The sequence below is a fragment of the Micromonospora jinlongensis genome (genome assembly GCF_013410645.1).
GTDB lineage: Bacteria > Actinomycetota > Actinomycetes > Mycobacteriales > Micromonosporaceae > Micromonospora > Micromonospora zamorensis.
This window is the reverse complement of sequence record NZ_JACCHK010000001.1, coordinates 2873979-2893822: the sequence shown is the minus strand read 5'-3', so window position 1 is coordinate 2893822 and position 19844 is coordinate 2873979. Positions and strand designations below refer to the sequence as shown.

Here is a 19844-nt window from a genome sequence, read left to right as displayed (position 1 = left end):
ATCGACGCGCTTACCCGCACGTCACTCTGGGTATCAGAGACGTCAGAAGCCACTGACGGAGGTGAACCCACATGATCCAGAAGCGCATTGCCCAGTGGGCGGTGATGGCGGTTGCGGTGCCACTGGCGGCTGCCGGTGCTCGCCGGCTCAGCCACACCCTGGAGGCCCGGCGTGGTCCCTCCGGGGTGACCCGGTTGCTGACCAAGGGCGCTGACCTGATGCGCCCGCAGAAGGCCAAGCGCCGCCGCTTCTTCTAACCCCAGACCCCCACCCTCCCCGGCGCCGCCCACACCTCGTGTGGGCGGCGCCTCCCCGTGTGCCCACCTCCGACCCCGTCGATCATGGAGTTGTGGTAGGGGGTTCCACTCCTTTCGCTACTTCTGTGCGGCACCACAACTGCATGATCGACGCGGCCGGGGCGGAGGGGTTCCGGCTGGGGGACGGAGTCTTCGTTTCGGGGTCTCGCGGAAGGGCGGCGGGTAAGGTCCGGAAGTGGCGGATTACGGCGGTTTGGGGTGGGTGTGCGGGATCTTCGGTTCAAGATGATCATGGCGTTGAACGCGGCCGATCTGGGTGACCCGATCTGCGAGCAGGTGGCCGAGATCTGCGCCGAGATCGCCGAGCAGCACTGCGCCGAGTTCGGCCACACCCCGCAGCTGCGCACCGGCGAGATCGCCGAGCTGGCCACCGGCGACCCGGCGCTGACCTGGGCGCCGTCGACCCCTGACGCCGGGCAGCGTGCCTGGTGACCGCCCCCGCCCCCGCCGTCGACGTCCGTCGTGGCGAGGACCGCTTCTCCACCCGGATCTCCTGGCTCGACTCCCACCACTCGTTCTCGTTCTCCCGGCACTACGACCCGGCCAACACCCACCACGGTCTGCTGCTGGTCAACAACGACGACGTGGTGCGACCGGGTGCCGGCTTCGAGACCCACCCGCACCAGGACATGGAGATCGTCACCTGGGTGCTGCGCGGTTCCCTGGTGCACCAGGACTCCACCGGGCACTCCGGGGTGATCTACCCGGGGCTGGCGCAGCGGATGAGCGCCGGCACCGGCATCCTGCACTCGGAGAAGAACGACGCCTGGCGACTCGACAACCAGGAGCCGCACAGCGACCCGGTCCACTTCGTGCAGATGTGGGTGCTCCCCGACGAGCAGGGCGGCGACCCCGGCTACGAGCAGTTGGAGATCGAAGACGAGCTGCTCCGCGGCGGCCTGGTGCCGATCGCCTCCGGGATGGAACGCTACGACGGGGCGTCCGCCATCCGGATCCGCAACCGGTACGCGACACTGCACGCCGCCCGGCTCGCCCCCGGCGACGAGGTCACCATCCCCGACGCGCCCTTCGTGCACCTGTACGTGCCCAACGGCACTGTCACCCTGGAGGGCAGTGGGCCGCTCGGCACCGGCGACGCGGCCCGGCTCACCATGACCGGCGGCCGGCGGGTCACCGCCGACGAGCCAGCCGAGATCCTCGTCTGGGAGATGCACGCCACGGTCACCTGACCCCACTGCGGGCGGGGCCAGGTGACCGTTGCCCAGGTCAGGCGGGGGACTCGGCGCGGTCGCCGGCCCAGGTGGTGTGGAACGAGCCGTCCCGGTCCACCCGCTGGTAGGTGTGCGCCCCGAAGTTGTCCCGCAGGCCCTGGATCAGGGCGGCGGGCAGCCGCTCGGCGCGCAGCGCGTCGAAGTACGCCAGCGACGACGAGAACGCGGGCGTCGGCACGCCGGCCCGGGTCGCGTCACCCACCACCCGGCGCCAGCTCGGCACACCGGCGGCGACCGCCTCGGCGAAGTACGGTGCCACCAGCAGCGTCGACAGGTCCGGCTGCTGGTCGTACGCCTCGCGGATCCGGTTGAGGAAGCGGGCACGGATGATGCAGCCGCCCCGCCAGATCGTCGCGGTGCCGCCGAGGTCGATGTCCCAGTTGTACTCTTCGCTGCCGGCCCGGATGTGGTCGAAGCCCTGCGCGTACGCGACGATCTTGGAAGCGAGCAGCGCCCGGCGGACGTCCTCGATGAACGCCTCCCGGTCGGCGACCTGCCACTTGTCACCCGCGTCCGGGAACGCCCGACGGGCCGCCTCCCGCTGGTCGACGTGGCCGGAGAGCGAACGGGCGAAGGTCGCCTCGGCGATCCCGGTGATCGGGATGCCCAGGTCCAGGGCGCTCTGCACGGTCCACCGGCCGGTGCCCTTCTGCTCGGCACGGTCCTGCACGATGTCCACGAACGCCCGGCCGGTCGCCGCGTCGGTGTGCGCGAGCACATCGGCGGTGATCTCGATGAGGAACGACTCCAGCTCGCCGTTGTTCCAGTCGCGGAAGATCTCCGCGATCTCCGCCGGCTCCGCGCCCAGACCGGCCCGCAGCAGGTCGTACGCCTCGGCGATGAGCTGCATGTCGGCGTACTCGATGCCGTTGTGCACCATCTTGACGAAGTGCCCGGCGCCGTCCGGTCCGACGTGCATGCAGCACGGCACACCGTCCACCTGCGCGGCGATCTTCTCGAACATCGGCCCGAGCTTGGCGTACGACTCGGCGGAACCGCCCGGCATGATGCTCGGCCCCCGCAGCGCGCCCTCCTCGCCACCGGAGACGCCGGTGCCGCTGAAGTGCAGGCCCTGCGCGCGCAGCGCCTCTTCCCGACGGCGGGTGTCGGCGAAGTGGGCGTTGCCGCAGTCGACGATGATGTCGCCCTCTTCCAGCAGCGGCACCAACTCGTCGATCACCGCGTCGGTGGGCGCGCCGGCCTTGACCATGACGATGACCGCGCGGGGGCGCTCCAACGACGCCACGAAATCGGCCATCGACTCGCCGGGCACGAACGTGCCCTCGTCACCGTGCTCGGCAACCAGGCTGCGGGTGCGTTCCGGCGACCGGTTGTGCACTGCCACCGTGAAGCCGTTGCGGGCCAGGTTGCGGGCCACATTCCGACCCATCACCGCCAGCCCTGTCACACCAATCTGCGCCCTCGCCTGCTCAACCATCCGTGCCGCCACCTCTCGCCGTCGTGTCAATGTGCTGCGACGGTATCGCGACGCAGGGGCCATGGGGGAGCGCTGCCCAACAGCCGGTCACCGACCGGTGGCGCTCAGCCCTGGGCCAGCCGGTCCTCCACGTGCGCCACCTTCGCGGTGAGCGCGTCGGTCACTCCCGGCCGGATGTCGGCCTTGAGCACCACACTCACCCGGGGCGCCTGCGCGGCCACCACGTCGACCGCCTGTTTGACGACCGCCATCACCTCGTCCCACTCACCCTCGACGGTGGTGAACATGGCATCGGTGCGGTTGGGCAGGCCCGAGTCGCGGACCACCCGTACCGCCTCGGCGACCAGGTCACCGACGGACTCACCGACACCGAGCGGGGTTATCGAGAACGCGATCAGCATGCCGCCGATGGTGCCAGGAAATTCGGCTGCACCGCCCCACCTGGGGCCGATAGAGTGCGGGCATGCGCAACTGACGCCCCATCTTCCGAGCCGGCCCGCCGCCCCGCGTCGCGGTCCGTGCGCTCCCGGGCGTCCCGCATCTCCCACCCGCCGTTCGGCGGCGCTGGCTGTGTTCCGACCCCGGTGAGCAGTCCCTTCCCCGTTGGACCGTCGCACGACGACGGTCACCAGCCGAACCGACCGACCGCCGGAGCGCGGGACCGGCCGTGTCGATCGGCCCGAAGGAGGCCCGGATGCCTGCCAGACGCAACCCGAAGAGGTCCCGTACCGCCACACCCACCTCCGCCGGCACAGACCCGGCGGCCGGCCATGACGCGCTCCTACCAAGCCGCCCCGATGTGGACCTCGCGGTCGAACCGGCGTTCCTGGCCGAGCTGGCGCTTCCCGCAGCGTTGGGTGAGCCGTCAGTCCTGGTCGAGCCGCCGCTGCCGGCGGTGCTGAATCAGACGGCTCTGCCGGGTGAGCTGGTGCCGCCGGTCGACGTGCCGGCAGTCGCCGACGCGCCGGTGGTGGCAGACCTGCCGAAGGTGACCGGGCGACCGAAGGCACCGACGGCCGGACCGCCGCAGGGTGGCGGGACGCGGGCGATTGGCGGGCGTGGCCAACAAGCTGGCCAAAGCCGCCGCTACGCCTTCCGCCGCAGCTGACCGACCCGCACCCACCGGCCGCGGTGTCCCGACGCCGTGGGCGGTGAGGCAGACAGCAACTTCAGGGATGGTGCTGCCTCACCGCCCAAGGAAGCAGCACCATCGCTGATGTTGTGCGGATCATGCCGGCGTGGCGACGCGGAGAGACGCCGGCCGGCGCGCTGGGTGGAGAGAAGGGGTCAGGTCAGCCGATCAGGGGGCGGAAACTGCCGAGGAGAATGCTCGTGGTCAGTGCGGCGCCGGCCAGGGCGGCCGCCCCGGCGACGAGCAGCCCGTCGGCCCGGGTGAAGCGCTGCCTGCGGGCCACGGTCCGGGGGGTGCCGGCGTCGAAACCACGCGCGTCCATCGCCACGGCCAGCCGGGTGCCCCGGCGGATCGCCCCGACCAGCAGCGCGAACGCTGTGGAGGCGAACAGTCGTAGCTTCGCCACCGGGTTGCGTCCCGCGTCGACGCCCCGCGCCCGCCGGGCCATGCTGATCATCTGCCACTCCTGACCGAGCAGCGGCACCAGGCGGAACGCGGCGAGCGCCCCGATGGCGAACCGGGCCGGCGCCTTCGCGTTCTGGATCAGCGCGTCGGCCAGGTCGGTGGGGTCGGTGGTCGCGAAGACGATCACGCCCGGCAGTGCCACCGCGAAGACCCGCAGCACCAGGCCGAGCGCGGTGAGCAGCACGCCGGTGCTCACGAACACCGGCCCCGCGTCCAGCAGGACCCGACCGGACCGGTCGGCGGCGAAGAGCACCAGGGTGACGAGGATGCCGGCGGCGCTGAGGAGCAGCGGCCAGGCCCGCCGGGCCAGCACCCGGTAGCGGATGCCGAACAGCGGGAGTACGGCGAGTTCGAGCGCGATGGCGATCGCCGGGGCCACCGGGTCCAGGGTGGCCAGCAGGGTGAACGAGAAGACCAGCGCCGCGGCGACCTTCGCCACCGGGTTGCGGCGGGCCAACGGCGCACCGGGCGCGGCGACCGGCTCGATGCTGATCATCGGGCACCGTCGCCGGTCACGGCCCGGTGCAGGGTGACGGTGCGGTCGGCGAGCGCGGCGACGAAATCCGCGTCGTGGGTGACCGCGACCACGCCGTGCCCGCCGTCGCGCAGCTCGGCGAAGAGGTCGACCAGCTCCCGCCAGGTCCGCCGATCCTGGCCGAAGGTCGGTTCGTCGCAGATCAACAGACGGGGCGCGGTGGCCAGGGCCGTCGCCACGCTCAACCGCCGCGCCTCGCCCCCGGAGAGGGTGTATGGGTTGGCGGCGGCGAGCCGATCCAGTCGTAGTCGCTCCAGCAGCCCGGCCACGGTCGCCCGCACTGCTGCCTCGGGTTGACCGGTGCGGCGCGGGCCGAGCGCCAGCTCGTCGAAGACGGTGCTCGTGACGAACTGGTGCTCCGGGTCCTGAAAGACCGACCCGATCCGGCGGGTCAGCGCGGGTGCCCGCCAACGGTGCGGGGGAGTGCGATGGTCCGCGCCGGCCAACCCGGCGGACGCGGTGACCCGGCCGGTGCCTGGCCGGAGCAGCCCGCCGAGCAGCAACGCCAGGGTGGACTTGCCGGCGCCGTTGGGTCCGCGTACGGCGAGGGCCTCTCCGGCGCGTACCGCGAGATCGGTGGAGGCCAGCCGGGGAGGCAGGCCGAGCCGGTCGGCGGTGAGCAACAGCTCGCCGGGGGCGGCGGTGGCCGGCCGGGGCGCGATGGGGTGACCCGGCACCCAGACTCCCTCGGCGGCCAGGGCGGCGCCGTGGGCGGCGAAGACCGCCTCGGGCGTGCCGTCCGCACGGACCCCGCCTCCCGGGTCCAGGACGACCACCCGGTCGACCAGTGGCAGCGCCTCGGCGACCCGGTGCTCGACCAGGATCAGCGTGGTGTCGGCGTCCAGCGCCCCGGCAACCGCCTGCCGGATCAGCTCGGCCCCGGCCGGGTCGAGATTCGCGGTCGGCTCGTCGAGCAGCAGCAGGCCGGGGCGCAGGGCCAGCGCGCCGGCCAGGGCCAGGCGTTGCTGCTCGCCGCCGGAGAGCGCGGCCGTGTTGCGGTCCCGGGAGTACGGGAAGCCGACCCGGTGCAGCGCCTCGTCCACCCGGGGCCAGATCTCGTCGGCGGGCACTCCCCGGTTCTCCAGCCCGAAGGCGACGTCGTCGCCGCAGCGGGCCATCACCAGTTGGGTTTCCGGGTCCTGGAAGACGATGCCGACCCGTTCCCGGCCCTTGCGGGGGTCGAGCCCGTCGATCTCGACGGTGCCCTCCTGCTCGCCGGAGTCCTCGGGCAGCAGTCCGGCCAGCGCGCTGAGCAGGGTGCTCTTGCCGGCCCCCGAGGGCCCGAGCAGCAGCACCCGCTCCCCGACCTCAACCCGCAGGTCGACCCCGCGCAGAGCCCACGCGCGCCGCCCAGCATGCCGCCAACCGAATCCGCGCAGCAGTACCCCGCCCACCAAACACCCCCTCCCAAGCCCCGGCTCCACCCTGCACGGTCGATCATGAGGTTGACGGTGGTTCTGAAGATCCATCCGCCCGTCAACCTCATGATCGACGCGAGTGGGCGGGGTCAGATCAGGGCGCGGTCCCGGCCTACCGGGAAACGGTCCAGGACACCGGTGTTGGCCAGGGCCCTGGTCAGCAGCCAGCCGCCGGCACCGGCGATCACCGTGGCGCTGACGATGGTGATCAGCGCGTACGGGATGCGGTAGTCGGCCAGCGCGTAGTCGACGTTCCAGATGAAGAAGTCGAACAACGCGGCGCTGAGACCGGTCAGCGCGCCGGCCACCACCGCGGTGGGCAGCCGGAACGACCGGTACCGGAAAGCGGCGAACGCCAGCTCGGCGCCAATGCCCTGCACGATGCCCTGCGGGATCACCGTGCCGGCCCACTGGCTGCCCAGCAGCGCGGAGAGGACCGCGGCCACCGTCTCGCAGTAGAGCGCGGCACCGGGCTTGCGGATGACCAGACCGCCGATCACGGCCGGCATCAACCAGACGCCGTACAGCAGCGCCTGCGCCGGCGGGAAGAAGGCGAACGCACCCTCGGTGGCGCTCCAGACCAGGCCCCACGCCCAGAAGATGACGCCGAAGGCGACCGCGATCACCGAGGCGACCACGATGTCGATGGTCCGCCAACGGTTGGTGGTGTTGTCCATGCTGTGCTCCCAGTTCAGTAAATCGAACCAGGAGAAGACGCACGCCGCGTCCGGTGGCACCGGACTGCGGCGCGGCTGGAGGTCGACCGAACTCCCTGCGCTGGCATTACCCAGATCAGGTTCGAGGGTCTGCGGGCGTGCCCGCACTCTCAGCGCTGTGCGCTCCCCTGTCGGATGTGAAGTTGTCTCGCTGACGCTAACACCGACCTGAGCCGCTGGCCCAGGAGGGCATCCGCCTGACCTGCGGCGAGCAGCCGGCCCGTCGTCGGCTGGGTACGCTTCCGATCATGCGGGTTGACGCGCGAGGCTTCACGTTCGAGGTAACCGCCGGTGGTCCGCCGGAGGGCGTACCCGTCCTGCTGTTGCACGGGTTCCCCCAGCACAGCGGCGAGTGGGACGAGGTCGTGCCGGCGCTGCACGCGGCCGGGCTGGGCACGTACGCGCTGGACCAGCGCGGTTACTCGCCGGGTGCCCGGCCCACGGCGGTGGCTGACTACCGGATCCCCGAGCTGGTCGCCGACGTCGTGGCGGTGCTCGACGCCCTCGGGTTGGACGCCGTCCACCTTGTCGGCCACGACTGGGGCGCGATCGTGGCCTGGGCGGTCGCCGCCGGGCACCCCGAGCGGGTCCGCACACTGACCGCGGTGTCCGTGCCACATCCGGCGGCCATGGCGCACGCCCTGGCCAACGACAGCCAGCAGAAGGCCCGCTCGTCGTACATCGCGCTGTTCCGTAAGCCGGACAAGGCGGAGAAGGTGCTGCTGGCGTGGCACGCCACCGCGCTGCGCAAACTGCTCGGCGGGGTGGGCGACGGGCCGCGGGTGGACCGCTACGCCGACCCGATGCGCGAGCCGGGAGCCCTCACCGCCGCACTGAACTGGTACCGGGCGATGTCCCGCTCCGACCTGGCGGCGGTCGGCCCGGTCGCGGTGCCCACCACGTACGTCTGGAGTGACCGGGACGTCGCCATCGGCCGGACCGCCGCCGAGGCGTGTGCGGCGAACGTCACCGGGGACTACCGCTTCGTGCAACTGGCCGGGGTGAGCCACTGGATCCCGGACGCGGCCCCGGGCCCGCTCGCCGAGGCGATCCTGGCCCGAGTCAGCGCAACGGCCTGAGTCGTGCGGGTCAGCGGGGGAGGACCATCATGACGACGGACGGCAGCGGGCCGGGCAGCCGCCGCTCGATCGCCGCGCAGCTACGCCTGCTGGGCGTACGCCCCGGCGCGACGCTGCTGGTGCACGCCGGCCTCCGTCCGCTGGGATTCATCAGCGGTGGTCCGCACGCGGTGGTGCTGGCCCTGCGTGACGCGCTCGGCCCGGACGGCACGATCGTCGTGCCCACCCACACACCGGAGAACAGCGACCCCGCCCAGTGGCGCAACCCGCCGGTGCCGGCGGACTGGTGGCCGCTGATCCGCTCGGAGATGCCCGGCTTCGACCCGGCGATCACCCCGAGCCGGTTCATGGGGGCGCTCGCCGAGACGGTCCGCGGCTGGCCCGGCGCTCTGCGCAGCTCGCATCCCCAGGTGTCGTTCGCCGCGCTCGGGCCGGCCGCCGAGCAGGTGGTGGCCGGGCACGCCCTGGCCGACATGCTCGGCGAGCAGTCCCCGCTGGCCCGGCTCTACGACCTGGACGCCGACGTGTTGCTGCTCGGTGTCGGCCACTCGGCGAGCACCTCGCTGCACCTGGCCGAATACCGCCGCGCCGGCTCACCTCGGGAGCGGGTCGGCGCCGCGGTGCGCACCGCCGACGGCGGCCGGGAGTGGGTGTGGTGGCAGGACGTACGGCTCGACGCGGGTGACTTCGACGCGTTGGGCGCGGCCCTGGAGGCCACCGGAGAGGTTCGCACCGGCCCGGTGGGTGCCGGGACCGGCAGGTTGATGCGCCAGCGGGCGGCGGTCGACTTCGCGGTGCACTGGTTGGCCCGCAATCGGACGACGGAGGACGCATGACGGTGAGTGCCGAGGACTACCTGGCCGTGGTGACCGAGACGATCGGCCGGGTGGCCGAAAGCCAGCGGGAGGCGGTGGGGCGGGCCGCGGATCTGATCGCCGACGCCGTACGCGCCGACGGCGTGGTGCACGCGTTCGGCACCGGGCACTCGGAGGCCCTCGCCATGGAGATCGCCGGCCGGGCGGGCGGTCTGGTGCCGACCAACCGGATCGCGCTCCGCGACCTGGTGCTGCTCGGCGGCGAACCGGCCGATCGGCTGGGCCCGATGCTGGAGCGGGACCCGTCGGTCGCGCACCGCCTCTACGAGCTGGCGCCGGTGCAGCCCACCGATGTCTTCGTGCTCGCCTCGAACTCCGGGGTCAACGGCGCGATGGTGGAGTTCGCCACGCTGGTCAAGGAACGCGGCCACGGGCTGGTCGCCATCACCTCCGCGCAGCACTCCGGTCGGATGACCTCCCGGCACCCGTCGGGGCGCAAGCTGGGCGACCTCGCCGACGTGGTGCTCGACAACGGCGCCCCGTACGGCGACGCGACGCTGCCGCTTCCCGGTGGTGGCGCGGTCGGCGCGGTCTCCTCGATCACCGCTGCGCTGCTCGCCCAGCAGATCACCGTGGAGGTGGTGGCGCGGTTGCTGGCAGCGGGGGAGCGTCCACCGGTCTACCTGTCGGCGAACATCCCGGACGGCGACGCGCACAACACGGCGTTGGAGGCCCGGTACGCGGGCCGCATCCGTCGCGGGTCCTGACGCCGCCGCGCGGTGCTCACGGTCGGCCCGGCATCGATTCTCGCTGCTGCTGGTGACCGACCTGCGTCCCCGAGGTGAACGGGAGATGTCGTGAACTTGTTTCGCGCTCGGGCGGGTGGGGCATTGGCGTTGCTGCCGGCGGCCGGGACCGCCGGCAGTAGCGTCTCACCGGAGGTAGCGCGTGTCCAAGGAGACCGACAAGCAGCGTTGGCAGCGCAATTTCGCCGACCTGCTCCAGGAGTTGCGGGTCGCACAGACCGGCGTGCAGATCCTCTTCGCCTTCCTGCTCACCCTGCCGTTCAGCAACGGGTTCACCGAGACCACGGAGTTCCAGCGGGACGTCTACATCGTGGCGTTGCTCGCGGCGGCCGCCGCCACCGCGCTGATCATCTCGCCGGTGGCGTTCCACCGGGCGCTGTTCCGGCAGGGGCGCAAGCCGGAGCTGGTGCGCTTCGCGCACCGGATGGCCACCGGTGGTCTCGCCTTCATGCTGGTCGCGATGGTCAGCGCGGTGCTGCTGATCACCGACTTCGTGCTGGACCGGCCGATCGCCTTCCTGCTCAGCGCGCTGACCGGTCTCTGGTTCCTGATGTTCTGGATGATCCTGCCGTTCGCCCGGCGCAGCTGGGGTGAGGACGACATCGACGATGATGACGACGACCCGGACACGATCGCCGGTCGCTGATCGCTGATCGCTGATCGCGCAGATCTTTACGCAGCGCTACCCCTGGGTAACAACCGGGGGTAGCGTGGCGGGTAGTCGCGCACGTCGACGCAGCCGCACCGAGCTTCGAGGGGGCAGCCGTGACCACGACGCAGGACGGCCGACCGGCACCGGACGGCCCCGACTCCGAAGCCGCGCCCAGCACCGCCGGTGCCGCGGCCCCGTTGCCCAAAGAAGCCGGGCAGGTCTCCGAGAAGGAGGCCCGGCAGGTCGCCGAGGCAGCCCGCGAGTCCACCTGGGACCGACCCAGCTTCGGCAAGGAGTTGTTCCTCGGTCGGTTCCGGCTCGACCTGATCGACCCGTGGCCCCGGTCCGACCCGGAGGACGTGGCGCGCGCCGAGGAGTTCCTCGGTCGCTTGCGCGCCTTCCTGACCACCGAGGTCGATGGCGCCGCCATCGAACGCGACGCGTCCATTCCGGACTCGGTGTTCCACGGTCTGGCCGACCTCGGCGCGTTCGGCATGAAGATCGACCGGAAGTACGGCGGGCTCGGGCTGAGCAACCTGCACTACTGCCGAGCGCTGATGCTGGCCGGTTCGGTCAGCCCGGCCATCGGCGCGCTGCTCTCGGCGCACCAGTCGATCGGGGTGCCACAGCCGCTGAAGATGTTCGGCACCGCCGAGCAGAAGCAACTCTTCCTGCCCCGCCTCGCCGCCGGTGAGGTGTCCGCGTTCCTGCTCACCGAGCCCGATGTCGGCTCCGACCCCGCCCGCCTGGGCACCATCGCCGAGCCGACCGAGGACGGCACCGGCTACCGGCTCAACGGGGTGAAGCTCTGGGCCACCAACGGCATCCTGGCCACCCTGCTGGTGGTGATGGCCCGGGTGCCGGCCACCGAGGGGCGTCGGGGCGGGATCACCGCGTTCGTGGTGGAGGGCGACAGCGAGGGCATCACCGTCGAGCGGCGCAACGAGTTCATCGGCCTGCGCGGCCTGGAAAACAGCCTCACCCGGTTCCACGACGTGTTCGTACCCGCTGAGAACGTCATCGGCGGCGAGGGCAAGGGTCTGAAGATCGCCCTGACCACGCTGAACACCGGCCGGCTCTCGCTGCCGGCGATGTGCGTGGGCGCCGGCAAGTGGGCGCTGAACGTGGCCCGGGGCTGGGCGGCCGACCGGGTCCAGTGGGGCCGGCCGGTGGGCGAGCACGAGGCGGTCGCGCAGAAGCTGTCCTTCATCGCCGCCACCACGTACGGCATGGAGACCATGCTCGACCTCTGCTGCCTGCTCGCCGACGACGACCGCAACGACATCCGGATCGAGGCGGCGCTGGTCAAGCTGTACGCCAGCGAGATGGCCTGGAAGATCGCCGACGAGCTGATCCAGATCCGGGGCGGACGCGGCTACGAAACGTCCGACTCGCTGGCCGCCCGTGGCGAACGCCCGGCCGCCGTCGAACAGATGCTGCGCGACCTGCGGATCAACCGGATCTTCGAGGGCTCCACCGAGATCATGCATCTGCTGATCGCCCGGGAGGCGGTCGACGCCCACCTGTCGGTGGCCGGCGACATCATCGACCCGGACGCGGGGCTGGGCCGCAAGGCACGGGCCGGCGCCCGAGCCGGTGCCTTCTACGCGAAGTGGTTGCCCACCCTCGCCGTGGGTCGGGGGCAGAGGCCCTCGGCGTACGCCGAGTTCGGGCCGCTCGCCGCGCACCTGCGCCAGGTCGAGCGCTCGTCGCGCAAGCTGGCCCGCTCGACGTTCTACGCGATGTCCCGCTGGCAGGGAAAGATGGAGCGTAAGCAGGCGTTCCTGGGCCGGGTGGTGGACATCGGCGCCGAGTTGTTCGCGATGTCCGCGGTCTGTGTCCGGGCCGTCGCCGAACGGGACAGCCGACCGGAAAACGTGGAGCTGGCCGACCTGTTCTGCCGGCAGGCGCGGGTGCGGGTGGACGCCCTGTTCGCCGCACTGTGGGACAACACCGACTCGGTCGACACCGCGGCGGCGAAGCGGATCCTCGCCGGCCGCTACGCGGGTCTGGAGGAGGGTGTGCTCACCCCGTCCGAGGAACTGCCGTGGGTGGCCGGCTGGTCACCCGGCCCGTCCACCGCCGAGGACGTCCGCCGCCGCATCCCACCAAGGCCGTAGGCCGCGCGGCCGTTGGGCCGGGCCGGTCGTTGCCCGCGTGTGTTGGTGGCGGGCTGGTCGTCGGCCCGGTGTGGGTGGCCGGGCTGGTCGTCGGCCGCGGTCAGCGGGAGACCGCCCAGGCCAGCACCCCGGCCAGGATCAGGCCGTTGAGCCCGGCCAGCGCCAGGTACGCCGCAGGCGGGATCTTCCTGCCCCGGCGCACGAAGGAGACCAGGACGGCGGCGTAGCCGAGCAGCAGGACGGCGATGACGACGAGGAAGTAGAACACCCGAAGACCTTAGCGGCTCCTGCCGCGCAGGCCGAGTTGGCGCAGCTCCAACGCGGCGAGGGCGTCGACAGTGGCGTCGTCGCCACGTCGCCACGCCTCGGCGACGTCCGGCGCGATCCGGGTCAGCCGGCCCAGCGGCTGGGTGGCCAGCGCGCGCAGGGCGAGCAGGTCCCGGCCGGCCGGTCCGGCGGCCAGCTTCGCCGCTGACCCGGCCCGACGCATCCAGCGCACCCGCAGCGGCAGCCAGCCGAGCAGCACGATGCCGAGCGGGAAGATCAGGACCGCGATGGCGAGCGCGAGGGCGAGCTGGTCGACCAGGTGCTGCTGGTCGCGGCCGGCGTCGGCGAGCCCCCGGGCCGCGTCGGCGGCCCGCTGGAAGGGTGCGGTCAGATCGTCACCGACCAGCGGGACCCGGCGGACCTTGCCGCCTGCGTCGGCGAGGTTGTCGGCGAGGCCGCTGCCCGCGCCCTCCAGCTTCTGCCCCGGTACGGCGAGCTTCTGCACCAGGTCGTGCAGCCACAGCGCGCCGCGGATCGCCACGTACACCCAGGCGACGACGAGCAGGTCGGTGAGCAACTGACGGGCGGCGGTCGGAAACCGATCGGCATAGATTTTCACGCCGGACAGCGTGTCACGAACGGCCCGGCGCGGCACCCGTCAAATCAGCCGACGGGACGGCCCGGGCGGCCCGGGCAGGCAGCAATATCGGGGATATTGCTGCCTCGCTGTCGAATGAGGCCGCAACATCGGGGATATTGCTGCCTCAAGGCGCGGCGACCAGTCCGCGGTGTGGAGTCAGCGGACGCAGGTCGGGCAGGTGCCGAAGATCTCCAGGGTGTGGCTGACGTCGGCGTAGCCGTGCTGCGCGGCGACCCGGTCGGCCCAGCTCTCCACCGCCGGGCCGGCCACCTCGACGGTGCGCCCGCAGGCCCGGCAGACCAGGTGGTGGTGGTGCCCCTCGCTGCACCGGCGGTAGAGGTGCTCGCCGCCGGGTGGGCGCATCACGTCGATCTCGCCGGCGTCGGCGAGCCCCTGCAGGGTGCGGTAGACGGTGGTGAGGCCGACCCGCTCGCCGCGCTGCCGCAGCATGGCGTGCAGGTCCTGGGCGCTGTGGAAGCCCTCCATCTCGCCCAGCAGCGCGCTAACCGCCGAGCGCTGCCGGGTGTTGCGCACCGCGGCGGTGCTCTCGCTCATGATCCCTCCCCGGCGTGGCTGACCGCGTCTGCCACGATGTGCGCGACGTGCTCGTCGACCAGGCTGTAGGCGATCTCCCGGCCGCGGCGGGAACCTCGCACCACTCCCGCGCCGCGCAGCACCCGCAGGTGCTGGGAGACCAACGGCTGTGCGGCACCGAGCTTCTCCACCAGCTCGTGCACGCACCGCTCACCGCCGGCCAGCTCGCTGACGATGGCCAGCCGGATCGGCGCGGACAGAGCGCGGAGCAACTCGCTGGCCCCGTCGAACCCGTCGTAGCCCGTCGCGCTGGTCATTCCGCAACGGTACCCATTACCACCGACGGTTCGCTGATCAGGATCAGCTCAGCACGACCTCGTGCGGTTCCGGCGTCGGCGTGGCGGCCGGTGTCGCCCGGCGGCGCAACGTCCGCCAGACGCCGCCGGCCACGGCCACGACCAGGAACGAGGCGATCGCCACCAGCACCACCGAGGCGCCCGGCGCGGTGTCCGCCGTAGCCGCCACCCAGACACCGGAACCGGCGGCGAAGAACCCGAGCGCCATCGCGGCGACCATCGTGCTGCGGAAACCCCGGGTCACCTGCTGGGCGGTGGCGACCGGCACCACCATCAGCGCGCTGATCAGGAGCACTCCGACAGCTCGCATCGCAATGGTCACGGTGACCGCGGTGGCGACCGCGATCAGCAGGTTCAGCGTGCGCACCGGGAGGCCGGAGACCCGGGCGTACTCCTCGTCGTGGCTGACCGCGAACAGCGCCGGGCGCAGCGCGATCATGGTGACCAGGATCGCCGCGCCGAGCACCGCGATGGTGACCAGGTCGTCGGGCGAGATGGTGGTCAGCGACCCGAACAGGTAGGCGTTGAGGTTCGCGCTGGTCGCGTCCGAGAGGCCGACCAGCAGTACGCCGCCCGCGATGCCGCCGTAGAAGAGCAGGGCCAGGGCCAGGTCACCGGACGTACGCCCCCGGGCGCGGACCACCTCGATGGCGATCGCGCCGATGGTGGCGGCGATCACCGCGACCAGCACCGGTGAGCGGTTGAGCAGCAGGCCCGCCCCGACGCCGGTCAGCGCCACGTGCCCGACACCGTCACCGATCAACGCCAGGCGGCGCTGCACCAGGTAGATGCCGAGCGCCGGCGCGGCCAGGCCGATCACCAGCGCGCCGATCAGGGCACGCTGCATGTAGGGGTACTGGAAGAGTTCCATGCGTCAGTTGCTCCACAGCCCGGCGGGCTCGTCGTAACAGTGCGGGTGCACGTGGTCGTGGTCGGGCTCCGCGTGATGGCCCGCCGGGTCCGGCACCGCGCCGTCGTGGATGATGCCACCCTCGTGGACGACGACCGCCCGGCTGATCACCGGTCGCAGCGGGCCCAGCTCGTGGGCGACCAACAGCACTGTCCCACCGTCGCCGACGAAGTCGCGCAGCGCGCCGGCGAACGCCTCCTGGCTGGCCGCGTCCACCCCGGCGGTGGGCTCGTCGAGGACCAGCAGTTCCGGTTCACCGGCCAGGGCGCGGGCGATCAGGGTGCGCTGCTGCTGGCCACCGGAGAGCGTGGACACCGGGTCGCCCGCCCGGTCGGCGAGCCCGACCGCGAGCAGTGCGGCGTCCACGGCGACCCGGTCGGCTCGACCCGGCGGGCGGAGCACCCCCCGGCGGGCCAGCCGGCCGGAGGCCACCACCTCGCGGACGGTGGCTGGTACGCCGCCGCCGGCGCCCAGGCGCTGCGGGACGTACCCGATGCGCGCCCACTGCCGGAACCGGCGCAACGGCCGGTCGAAGAGGGCGACCGAGCCGGCGCTGAGTGGCACCAGCCCGAGCACGGCGCGGATCAGGGTGGACTTGCCGGAGCCGTTCGCGCCGAGCACCGCGACCACCTCTCCGGCGGTCACGGTGAGCGAGATGTTCCGGAGCACGGGGCGGCCGTCGTAGCCGACCACCCCGTGCTCGACGGTGATGACAGGTGAGGTCACGAGCAGCTCAAGGCCGTCTGCAGGGTCTGCAGGTTGGTACGCATCACCGAAAGGTAGTCCCCGTTGCTGCCGGCGGCGAGCCCTTCGATCGGGTCGAGCACCGCGGTCTTCGCGCCGACCTGACCGGCGATGGTCTCGGCGACCTTCGGGCTGACCAGGGTCTCGAAGAAGATCGTGGTGGCCTGGTGCTCCTTCGCCTCCTCGATCACGTGCGCGAGTCGCTGCGGGGAGGGCTCGACGTCCGGGCTCAGCCCGGTGATGCCGACCTGGTCGAGCTGGTAGCGGTCGGCGAGGTAGCCGAACGCGGCGTGGCTGGTGACGATCTCGCGCCGCTGGCAGGTCGCCAGGCCCTGTTTGAACTCCCCGTCCAGGGTCGTCAGGTCGGCGCGCAGCGCCGCGGCACGGGCGGTGTAGTCGGCGGCGTGGGCAGCGTCGGCCTTGCCGAGCCGCTGGGCGAGCTGGTCACCGATGCCGGCCAGCCGGGTCGGGTCGAGCCAGACGTGCGGGTCCTTGCCGCCGCTCTCCTCGGTGTGCCCCTCCTCGCCCTCGTGGTCGTGCCCGCCGGCGGTCGCGTCCAGCAGCGGCTGCACGCTGGTCACGTCGAACGCCCGGTCTCCACCGTTCTGCGCGACGGCGTCGTCCACCGCCGGCTGGAAACCCTTGAGGTAGACGATCAGCTCCGCGTCGCTGACCTGGCCGACCTGACTCGGGTTGAGCTCCAGGTCGTGTGGCTCGGCACCCGGCTTGGCCAGGTTGGTCACCCGGACCGCGTCGCCGCCGATCCGCTCGGCCAGGAACTGGAGGGGGTAGAACGCGGCTACCACGTCGACCCGTTGGGGGTCGGCGCCGGCCGCGTCGCCGCTGGAGCAGCCGGCCCCGGCACCCAGGGCGAGGAGGGCGGTCGCGGCGGCCAGGACACGGTACGTGGTGCGGTTGGTCATGTCGTCAACTGTCCGTGGCAACGATAATGATTGTCAAAAACGCATGATTGCATGTCAGAGCAGCTTGGCGAGGCCCACCGTCACCAGCAGCGTGAGCATCACCAGGCGAATCAGGCGGGTCTGCGGCGCCTGAACCGCCCAGGTCGTCGCCAACAGGGCGATCAGGCCCGCGGCGAGCGCGAGCGTCAGCAGCCCGCCGATCACCCCGGGCGTGAAGAACGCCACCAGCACCACCACAAGGGTGAGCAGGAACACCGACGTCGGGTTCGCCCCGGCCAACCGGGCGAGCAGGGGGCGCTGCGTACGCTGCATCCCACAGACTCTACGAGGAGGGACCACCGTTGCTGGTGACCAACCGGTTCGTGGTCGACGTCGATGTCGCCGACGACTTCACCGAACGGGCGCACGCCGCCCTCACCGCCCTGGCCGCCTGCCCCGGCTACCTGCGCGGTCAACTGGTCCGGGCGCTCGACGACCCCCGGCACTGGTCGCTGGTCACCGAATGGGAGTCGGTCGGCACGTACCGGCGGGCCCTGGGCGCCTTCGAGGTCAAGGTCAGCGCCGTGCCGCTGCTCGCCGAGTCGGTCGACGAACCCTCCGCCTACGAGGCGCTGGCGACCGCGGCGCCCGGCGGAGCGGTGGTCGTCGCCGAGAGTGATCGGGCTGCGGGTCCTTACCGCTGAGCCGCCGGACACTACGCTGCTCCTATGACCGCACCCGCCCCGCCACCCGGTCCCGGGGTGGCTCCGCCGTTCGCCGCGCCGCCCACCGAGGGGCGCCGGACCCGGCTCTGGATCGGCCTCGGCGTCGGCGCGCTCGCCGTGGTGCTCTGCTGTGGCGGGGGCGGCGCCGCCGTCGTCGGCCTGGCCGTCAGCGGCGTGCAGGCGATCCGGGAGCAGGCCCGCACCGTGACCGGTGACTACTACCAGGCGCTGGTCGAGCGGGACTACGGGCGGGCGTACGAGCAGCTCTGCGACGACGCGCAGCGGCGTGAGTCCCGGCCCGAGTTCGAGCGGCGGGCCTCCGCCGAACCTCAGGTCTCGGCGTTCCGGGTGGGTGAGGTGGACACCACCAACCTGACCGTGCCGGTCGACGTGACACTCGCCGGTGGTGACCGGGAGCAGCAGCAGGTCAGCCTCGGGCAGGACGGGGAGACCGGCGGCGTGGAGGTCTGCGGGGTGAGCTGACCCGCCCCCGGTATTCTGCTGGGCTCAGGGCGACGGTGGTCGTACCGTTGTCCCGAACTGACCGTTCCATCCACATCTCGCCCCCGCCGACCGCCAGCCGGCGTAGGAGGAAACATGCCAGCCGACCGTATCGACGCCGTCGTCAGCCTCGCCAAGCGACGAGGCTTCGTCTTCCCCTCCAGCGAGATCTACGGAGGCACCCGATCGGCGTGGGACTACGGTCCGCTCGGCGTGGAGCTCAAGGAGAACGTCCGCCGGCAGTGGTGGAAGACCATGGTCCAGCAGCGCGACGACGTCGTCGGCCTCGACTCCGCCGTGATCCTTGCCCGCAAGGTGTGGGAGGCGTCCGGCCACATCGCCGAGTTCGTCGACCCGCTCACCGAGTGCCAGTTCTGCCACAAGCGCTTCCGGGCGGACCACCTGGAGGAGGCGTACGCCGAGAAGCACGGCAAGCCGCTGACCTCGCTCGCCGAGCTCAACTGCCCCAACTGCGGCAACAAGGGCACCTTCACCGAGCCGAAGATGTTCAACGGCCTGATGAAGACCTACCTGGGCCCGGTGGAGAGCGACGAGGGGCTGCACTACCTGCGCCCGGAGACCGCGCAGGGCATCTTCGTCAACTACAAGAACGTCGAGACGGTCGCCCGCAAGAAGCCGCCGTTCGGCATCGCGCAAACCGGCAAGTCGTTCCGCAACGAGATCACCCCGGGCAACTTCATCTTCCGGACCCGTGAGTTCGAGCAGATGGAGATGGAGTTCTTCGTCGAGCCGGGCACCGACGAGCAGTGGCACGAGTACTGGCTCCAGGAGCGCTGGAACTGGTACATCGACCTCGGCCTCTCGGCGGACAATCTGCGCCTCTTCGAGCACCCCGCCGAGAAGCTCTCGCACTACTCGAAGCGGACCGTGGACATCGAGTACCGCTTCCAGTTCGGTGGCACCGAGTTCGCCGAGCTGGAGGGTGTCGCCAACCGCACCGACTTCGACCTCTCCACACACAGCAAGCACTCGGGCGTCGACCTGTCGTACTTCGACCAGACCAAGAGTGAGCGCTGGATGCCGTACGTCATCGAGCCGGCCGCGGGTCTGACCCGCGCGGTGCTCGCCTTCCTGCTGGAGGCGTACGACGAGGACGAGGCCCCCAACACCAAGGGCGGCGTGGACAAGCGCACCGTGATGCGGTTCGACCCGCGCCTCGCCCCGGTCAAGGTGGCGGTGCTGCCGTTGTCCCGCAACGAGGCGCTGTCGCCGAAGGCCAAGGATCTCGCGACGCTGCTGCGCAAGCGCTGGGTGGTGGAGTTCGACGACTCGCAGGCGATCGGCCGCCGCTACCGCCGGCAGGACGAGATCGGCACCCCGTTCTGCGTGACTGTCGACTTCGACACGCTGGACGACAACGCCGTGACGGTGCGCAACCGGGACACGATGGCCCAGGAGCGGGTCTCCCTCGACCAGGTCGAGCGTTACCTGATCGAGCGTCTGCCCGGCTGCTGAGGCTGTGCGCACGGGGCCTCGGCCGACGCGATGAGCGCCGGTCGGGGCCCCGTACACTTGTCCG

At 71.8% G+C, this 19844-nt stretch carries 25 protein-coding genes and 1 riboswitch; of the genes, 12 read left to right on the top strand and 13 right to left on the bottom strand.

Annotation, left to right across the window (positions count from 1 at the left end; translation table 11 throughout):
* Positions 1–71 precede the first annotated feature (71 nt).
* The 3 genes from HNR22_RS12460 (at position 72) to HNR22_RS12450 (ending at position 1507) form a co-directional block, all read left to right on the top strand.
* Positions 72–257: a hypothetical protein gene (locus HNR22_RS12460; protein ID WP_179780512.1), complete on the top strand. Its 186-nt coding sequence runs from the start codon at positions 72–74 to the stop codon at positions 255–257.
* 264 nt (positions 258–521) lie between these two features.
* Entirely contained in the window at positions 522–749 is a 228-nt protein-coding gene (locus tag HNR22_RS12455) for a thioredoxin reductase (protein ID WP_343059798.1), read from the top strand.
* Entirely contained in the window at positions 746–1507 is a 762-nt protein-coding gene (locus tag HNR22_RS12450) for a pirin family protein (protein ID WP_179780511.1), read from the top strand. Before HNR22_RS12455 ends, HNR22_RS12450 begins: the two co-directional genes overlap by 4 nt.
* Before the next feature lie 37 nt (positions 1508–1544).
* Here HNR22_RS12450 and gndA read toward each other — a convergent pair whose 3' ends face one another.
* The gene (gene gndA, locus HNR22_RS12445) at positions 1545–2987 is read right to left on the bottom strand and encodes an NADP-dependent phosphogluconate dehydrogenase (RefSeq protein ID WP_179780510.1); all 1443 of its coding nucleotides are present in this window, start codon (positions 2985–2987) and stop codon (positions 1545–1547) included.
* Positions 2988–3091: 104 nt separating this feature from the next.
* Positions 3092–3388: an MTH1187 family thiamine-binding protein gene (locus HNR22_RS12440; RefSeq protein WP_179780509.1), complete on the bottom strand. Its 297-nt coding sequence runs from the start codon at positions 3386–3388 to the stop codon at positions 3092–3094.
* Between the two features lie 293 nt (positions 3389–3681).
* Here HNR22_RS12440 and HNR22_RS12435 point away from each other — a divergent pair, with 293 nt between their 5' ends.
* Entirely contained in the window at positions 3682–4095 is a 414-nt protein-coding gene (locus tag HNR22_RS12435; RefSeq protein WP_179780508.1) for a hypothetical protein, read from the top strand.
* Between the two features lie 184 nt (positions 4096–4279).
* On the opposite strand, the gene HNR22_RS12430 is transcribed toward HNR22_RS12435, so the two are convergent.
* From HNR22_RS12430 to HNR22_RS12420, 3 genes are all read right to left on the bottom strand, one after another.
* Positions 4280–5080, bottom strand: coding sequence for an energy-coupling factor transporter transmembrane component T family protein (locus HNR22_RS12430; RefSeq protein WP_179780507.1), 801 nt, complete (start codon positions 5078–5080; stop codon positions 4280–4282).
* On the bottom strand, positions 5077–6513 hold the full coding sequence (locus HNR22_RS12425) for an ATP-binding cassette domain-containing protein (RefSeq protein ID WP_179780506.1): 1437 nt from the start codon (positions 6511–6513) through the stop codon (positions 5077–5079). The genes HNR22_RS12430 and HNR22_RS12425 overlap by 4 nt, the downstream gene beginning before the upstream one ends.
* A 113-nt stretch (positions 6514–6626) precedes the next feature.
* Positions 6627–7214 (bottom strand): ECF transporter S component, encoded by a 588-nt coding sequence (locus HNR22_RS12420; RefSeq protein ID WP_179780505.1) that lies wholly within the window; start codon positions 7212–7214, stop codon positions 6627–6629.
* Between the two features lie 74 nt (positions 7215–7288).
* Positions 7289–7393, bottom strand: a riboswitch (TPP riboswitch).
* A 108-nt stretch (positions 7394–7501) separates the two neighbouring features.
* Between HNR22_RS12420 and HNR22_RS12415 the strand changes: the two genes are divergently transcribed.
* The 5 genes from HNR22_RS12415 to HNR22_RS12395 all read left to right on the top strand — a co-directional run bounded on the left by HNR22_RS12415 (position 7502) and on the right by HNR22_RS12395 (position 12725).
* Entirely contained in the window at positions 7502–8332 is an 831-nt protein-coding gene (locus HNR22_RS12415) for an alpha/beta fold hydrolase (protein WP_179780504.1), read from the top strand.
* 29 nt (positions 8333–8361) lie between these two features.
* Entirely contained in the window at positions 8362–9168 is an 807-nt protein-coding gene (locus HNR22_RS12410; RefSeq protein WP_179780503.1) for an AAC(3) family N-acetyltransferase, read from the top strand.
* On the top strand, positions 9165–9914 hold the full coding sequence (locus tag HNR22_RS12405; RefSeq protein ID WP_179780502.1) for a sugar isomerase domain-containing protein: 750 nt from the start codon (positions 9165–9167) through the stop codon (positions 9912–9914). The genes HNR22_RS12410 and HNR22_RS12405 overlap by 4 nt, the downstream gene beginning before the upstream one ends.
* Before the next feature lie 181 nt (positions 9915–10095).
* Positions 10096–10599, top strand: a complete 504-nt coding sequence (locus HNR22_RS12400) for a DUF6328 family protein (protein ID WP_179780501.1) — start codon at positions 10096–10098, stop codon at positions 10597–10599.
* Positions 10600–10718: 119 nt separating this feature from the next.
* Entirely contained in the window at positions 10719–12725 is a 2007-nt protein-coding gene (locus HNR22_RS12395; protein ID WP_179780500.1) for an acyl-CoA dehydrogenase family protein, read from the top strand.
* A 100-nt stretch (positions 12726–12825) separates the two neighbouring features.
* On the opposite strand, the gene HNR22_RS12390 is transcribed toward HNR22_RS12395, so the two are convergent.
* From HNR22_RS12390 to HNR22_RS12355, 8 genes are all read right to left on the bottom strand, one after another.
* Positions 12826–12993, bottom strand: a complete 168-nt coding sequence (locus tag HNR22_RS12390; RefSeq protein ID WP_179780499.1) for a hypothetical protein — start codon at positions 12991–12993, stop codon at positions 12826–12828.
* A 9-nt stretch (positions 12994–13002) separates the two neighbouring features.
* The gene (locus tag HNR22_RS12385; protein ID WP_179780498.1) at positions 13003–13611 is read right to left on the bottom strand and encodes a hypothetical protein; all 609 of its coding nucleotides are present in this window, start codon (positions 13609–13611) and stop codon (positions 13003–13005) included.
* Positions 13612–13788: 177 nt separating this feature from the next.
* A complete protein-coding gene (locus HNR22_RS12380) occupies positions 13789–14187 on the bottom strand; it encodes a Fur family transcriptional regulator (protein ID WP_088949670.1) in 399 nt (132 codons plus the stop codon).
* Positions 14184–14483: an ArsR/SmtB family transcription factor gene (locus HNR22_RS12375; protein WP_030338189.1), complete on the bottom strand. Its 300-nt coding sequence runs from the start codon at positions 14481–14483 to the stop codon at positions 14184–14186. Before HNR22_RS12375 ends, HNR22_RS12380 begins: the two co-directional genes overlap by 4 nt.
* A 43-nt stretch (positions 14484–14526) precedes the next feature.
* Positions 14527–15393 (bottom strand): metal ABC transporter permease, encoded by an 867-nt coding sequence (locus HNR22_RS12370; protein ID WP_179780497.1) that lies wholly within the window; start codon positions 15391–15393, stop codon positions 14527–14529.
* Positions 15394–15396: 3 nt separating this feature from the next.
* Positions 15397–16158: an ATP-binding cassette domain-containing protein gene (locus HNR22_RS12365; RefSeq protein ID WP_179780496.1), complete on the bottom strand. Its 762-nt coding sequence runs from the start codon at positions 16156–16158 to the stop codon at positions 15397–15399.
* Positions 16155–17099 (bottom strand): metal ABC transporter substrate-binding protein, encoded by a 945-nt coding sequence (locus tag HNR22_RS12360; RefSeq protein ID WP_141910751.1) that lies wholly within the window; start codon positions 17097–17099, stop codon positions 16155–16157. Before HNR22_RS12360 ends, HNR22_RS12365 begins: the two co-directional genes overlap by 4 nt.
* A gap of 54 nt (positions 17100–17153) precedes the next feature.
* Entirely contained in the window at positions 17154–17411 is a 258-nt protein-coding gene (locus tag HNR22_RS12355) for a hypothetical protein (RefSeq protein ID WP_088949666.1), read from the bottom strand.
* Between the two features lie 29 nt (positions 17412–17440).
* Between HNR22_RS12355 and HNR22_RS12350 the strand changes: the two genes are divergently transcribed.
* The 3 genes from HNR22_RS12350 to HNR22_RS12340 all read left to right on the top strand — a co-directional run bounded on the left by HNR22_RS12350 (position 17441) and on the right by HNR22_RS12340 (position 19780).
* Positions 17441–17782, top strand: coding sequence for an antibiotic biosynthesis monooxygenase family protein (locus tag HNR22_RS12350; RefSeq protein WP_179780495.1), 342 nt, complete (start codon positions 17441–17443; stop codon positions 17780–17782).
* A 24-nt stretch (positions 17783–17806) separates the two neighbouring features.
* Positions 17807–18286, top strand: a complete 480-nt coding sequence (locus tag HNR22_RS12345) for an Rv0361 family membrane protein (RefSeq protein WP_179780494.1) — start codon at positions 17807–17809, stop codon at positions 18284–18286.
* 114 nt (positions 18287–18400) lie between these two features.
* Entirely contained in the window at positions 18401–19780 is a 1380-nt protein-coding gene (locus tag HNR22_RS12340; protein ID WP_179780493.1) for a glycine--tRNA ligase, read from the top strand.
* The last annotated feature ends 64 nt before the right edge of the window (positions 19781–19844 follow it).

Coding starts and splice junctions, on each gene's coding strand:
- HNR22_RS12460 (WP_179780512.1), top strand. CDS start 72: ATGATCCAGAAGCGCATTGCCCAGTGGGCGGTGATGGCGGTTGCGGTG.
- gndA (WP_179780510.1), bottom strand. CDS start 2,987: ATGGTTGAGCAGGCGAGGGCGCAGATTGGTGTGACAGGGCTGGCGGTG.
- HNR22_RS12440 (WP_179780509.1), bottom strand. CDS start 3,388: ATGCTGATCGCGTTCTCGATAACCCCGCTCGGTGTCGGTGAGTCCGTC.
- HNR22_RS12435 (WP_179780508.1), top strand. CDS start 3,682: ATGCCTGCCAGACGCAACCCGAAGAGGTCCCGTACCGCCACACCCACC.
- HNR22_RS12430 (WP_179780507.1), bottom strand. CDS start 5,080: ATGATCAGCATCGAGCCGGTCGCCGCGCCCGGTGCGCCGTTGGCCCGC.
- HNR22_RS12420 (WP_179780505.1), bottom strand. CDS start 7,214: ATGGACAACACCACCAACCGTTGGCGGACCATCGACATCGTGGTCGCC.
- HNR22_RS12415 (WP_179780504.1), top strand. CDS start 7,502: ATGCGGGTTGACGCGCGAGGCTTCACGTTCGAGGTAACCGCCGGTGGT.
- HNR22_RS12410 (WP_179780503.1), top strand. CDS start 8,362: ATGACGACGGACGGCAGCGGGCCGGGCAGCCGCCGCTCGATCGCCGCG.
- HNR22_RS12405 (WP_179780502.1), top strand. CDS start 9,165: ATGACGGTGAGTGCCGAGGACTACCTGGCCGTGGTGACCGAGACGATC.
- HNR22_RS12380 (WP_088949670.1), bottom strand. CDS start 14,187: ATGAGCGAGAGCACCGCCGCGGTGCGCAACACCCGGCAGCGCTCGGCG.
- HNR22_RS12375 (WP_030338189.1), bottom strand. CDS start 14,483: ATGACCAGCGCGACGGGCTACGACGGGTTCGACGGGGCCAGCGAGTTG.
- HNR22_RS12370 (WP_179780497.1), bottom strand. CDS start 15,393: ATGGAACTCTTCCAGTACCCCTACATGCAGCGTGCCCTGATCGGCGCG.
- HNR22_RS12360 (WP_141910751.1), bottom strand. CDS start 17,099: ATGACCAACCGCACCACGTACCGTGTCCTGGCCGCCGCGACCGCCCTC.
- HNR22_RS12355 (WP_088949666.1), bottom strand. CDS start 17,411: ATGCAGCGTACGCAGCGCCCCCTGCTCGCCCGGTTGGCCGGGGCGAAC.
- HNR22_RS12345 (WP_179780494.1), top strand. CDS start 17,807: ATGACCGCACCCGCCCCGCCACCCGGTCCCGGGGTGGCTCCGCCGTTC.
- HNR22_RS12340 (WP_179780493.1), top strand. CDS start 18,401: ATGCCAGCCGACCGTATCGACGCCGTCGTCAGCCTCGCCAAGCGACGA.